Raw genomic sequence first — 3,207 nt, forward strand, 5'->3', positions numbered from 1 at the left:
TGTTCGGCTTCACCCCGGAGATGCGCCAGGCCTTTAAACATCATGGCGTCAGGCAGGTGCTGATCGCCTTCGACAATGACATGGCGGGCAACGATGGCGCGGAAGATCTGGCCGCCGATCTGCGCCGCGACGGGATCGCGTCGTTCCGGGTCATGTTCCCGCCTGAAATGGATGCCAACGGCTATCTCTGTCAGGTGGCGGAGCCAGAACAGGCGTTCCGGTTGTTGCTGGAAAGTGCCGTCCCGATGAACGATCCGGAAGTCACGGATGCCGCACCCGCGACGGTGTTACCTTCAGCAGCGGTGACGCCGGGTGTGGTGGTGGAGGTATCAGCCAGCGGCGATCTGCAACTGACGATCGACGGCCAGCGCTGGACCATCCGGGGCTTAACCCGCAAAGCCGGGGCCGCTACGATGAAGGTGAATGCGCAGGTGCTGGACACGCAAAGCGGCGTGGTGTTCGCGGACAGCGTGGACATGATGAGCGCCCGCAGCCGGGCCGGTTATGCGCGGGCGGCAGCGGCAGAGCTGGGGCTGGCCGAAGGCGATCTGCGCCGTTCGCTGGGCAACGTCCTGCTGGCGCTGGAGCAGTGGCTGACCACGCCGGAGCCGGAGAGCCTCGTCCCGGAAATGTCCCCGGAAGATCGGGCCGCGGCGCTGGCCCTGCTGAACGATCCTGGCCTGGCAACGCGGATCGCCACCGATATGGCCGCCTGCGGTGTGGTCGGCGAGGCCACCAATCTCACCGCCGCTTACTTAGCCGCCGTGTCGCGCAAGCTGGAGCGTCCACTGGCGGTGCTGATCCAGTCGTCGAGCGCAGCGGGAAAATCCTCGCTGATGGACGCGGTACTGAACTTCATCCCGCCAGAAGAGCGGCTGCAATACTCGGCCATGACCGGGCAGAGCCTGTTCTACCTCGGCGAAACCAACCTGCAACACAAGATCCTCGCCATCGCCGAAGAGGAAGGCGTGCGCCAGGCGGCCTATGCCCTGAAACTGCTGCAGTCGGACGGCGAGCTGACCATCGCATCAACGGGTAAAGATGATGCCACCGGCAACCTCGTCACCAAACAATATACCGTCAAAGGCCCGGTGATGCTGATGCTGACCACCACCGCCATCGACGTGGATGAAGAGCTGCTCAACCGCTGCCTGGTGCTGACGGTGAATGAGTCCCGTGAACAGACCGAGGCTATCCACGCGGCACAGCGTTATGCGCAGACGCTCGAAGGGCTGCTGGCCAGTAACGAAAAAAGTTACATCACCGCGCTGCACCAGAACGCCCAGCGGCTGCTGCGTCCGCTTAACGTGGTGAACCCGTTCGCCAGCCAGCTCACCTTTATGAGCGACAAAACGCGCACCCGCCGCGACCATATGAAATACCTGACGCTGATCCAGAGCGTCACGCTGCTGCATCAGTATCAGCGGGAAGTGAAGCGCGTGGAGCATCGCGGGCAGGCGGTGGAGTACATCGAGGTGACGCGGGAAGATATCGGGTTAGCGAACCAGTTAGCGCATGAGATCTTAGGCCGCACGCTGGACGAGATGCCGCCGCAGACGCGCAAGCTGTTGCTGCTGATACAAACGATGGTCAATGAACTGGCAGCGGCGCGGAAGTGCAAACCCGGCGAGGTGCGCTTCACGCGGCGGGAGATCCGCGACTTTACACAGTGGAGTGACAACCAGCTTAAGGTCCACTGTATGCGGCTTGCGGAAATGGAGTACCTGCTGATCCACGGCGGCAGCCGGGGCCATCTGTTGCAGTACGAACTGTTATGGGACGGTGGCGGTGACGGCTCGCACCTGTGCGGCCTGATCGAACCGGATGAAAACAGTGGGTATGACTCCGGCAAGTTGGAGCAGACAACCCGCAAGATGGTGTCAGGTTGCCCCTGAGTTGGGGCTAAGTTGGGGTAACGAAACTCACCCACAGGCCGCATCATTACTGACCTGAGCGCCTCTCAGGTTGGGGCAACTACAAAACCACTGTTCCGGCATCCTCACTTCCCGTCATCGTACCGTACCGCCATCAGGACAATCATCATGACCAGACCGCTGCCGCCCACCCCGACAACCCTCCACCTCAGCCAGCAGAGCCGGACGCTGCGCCAGCATCTGGCGGACTGGCTGGACGCGCTGCATGCCCGCGGCCAGAGTGAGCGCACCGTCGAAGGCTACCGCGAGCGGGTGCTGCCGTTCGTCAGATGGAACGAAGATCGGGGCCTGCTGTACGCCCCGCAGGTGAGCCTCCCGGTGCTGGAGAGCTACCAGCGCCACCTGCGCGGCTACCGCAAAGCCGACGGCCAGCATCTGGTTGTGGGCGGGCAACTGGCGCGGCTGAGTGCGGTGAAGAACCTGTTCCGCTGGCTGCTGAAACGCCACGTCATCCTGTATAACCCGGCGGAAATGCTGACGCTGCCGAAGGGAGAGAAACGGCTTCCGGCGCAGGTGTTCAGCGAGCAGGAAACGCGTCAGGTGCTGGGCAGCAGCGACACCGGCACGCCGTTCGGGCTGCGCAACCGCGCCATCCTCGAACTGTTCTGGAGCACTGGCATCCGGCGGATGGAGCTGGCGAACCTGATGCTGCCGGACGTGGACTTCACGCGGGGCGTGATGTACGTCCGCCAGGGTAAAGGGCACAAGGATCGGGTGGTACCGGTGGGTCAGGCAGCGCTGCAATGGCTGGAGCGCTATCTGTACGACGTTCGCCCGCAGCTGGCGTACCGGGCCGACAGCGGCCACCTGTTCCTCAGCCAGAAAGGCCACGGGCTGGCCCGCAGCACCCTGACCGCGATGGCGGGCGAACAGATCCGCGACAAGGCGCGGCTGAAGAAGGCCGGGGCGTGCCACATCTTCCGGCACTCGATGGCGACGCAGATGCTGGAGAACGGCGCGGACACGCGACACATCCAGGCGATCCTCGGCCATGAGAAACTGGAGACCACGCAGATCTACACGCGGGTGGCGATAGGCCATCTTCAGCAGGTGCATGCGCAGACGCATCCGGCGGAGCAGCGGCGCAAGGCTAAACGCAAGCGTCAGGCGTGAGCCCGCGGAGTGCGGTGGACAGGGCAAAAGGCGCGCCTCCCTGCGCACCTCTTGCCCGGACAGCAGCGGTGTGCGCGGGGGTCAATGCCGTCTGCCCCGTGCGGCAGCGGCGTCCCATGCAGTCCTGTCATGCGGGGCAGGCGTCATTAAACATAATGCA

General features: G+C 63.7%; 2 protein-coding genes. Both read left to right on the forward strand.

Features of this window, described 5'->3' with window-relative positions:
• The coding region (locus ACLW56_RS24895) for a toprim domain-containing protein (protein ID WP_330986281.1) at positions 1–1,895 on the forward strand (1,895 nt) is incomplete at its 5' end.
• A 147-nt stretch (positions 1,896–2,042) separates the two neighbouring features.
• The gene (gene xerC, locus ACLW56_RS24900) at positions 2,043–3,047 is read left to right on the forward strand and encodes a site-specific tyrosine recombinase XerC (protein ID WP_330986282.1); all 1,005 of its coding nucleotides are present in this window, start codon (positions 2,043–2,045) and stop codon (positions 3,045–3,047) included.
• The last annotated feature ends 160 nt before the right edge of the window (positions 3,048–3,207 follow it).

The sequence above is a fragment of the Pantoea sp. sgz302252 genome (assembly GCF_047713085.1).
Classification (GTDB): domain Bacteria; phylum Pseudomonadota; class Gammaproteobacteria; order Enterobacterales; family Enterobacteriaceae; genus Scandinavium.

Bases quoted from the DNA above. Each gene is read 5' to 3' on its own strand.
- xerC (WP_330986282.1), top strand. From the start codon at position 2,043: ATGACCAGACCGCTGCCGCCCACCCCGACAACCCTCCACCTCAGCCAG.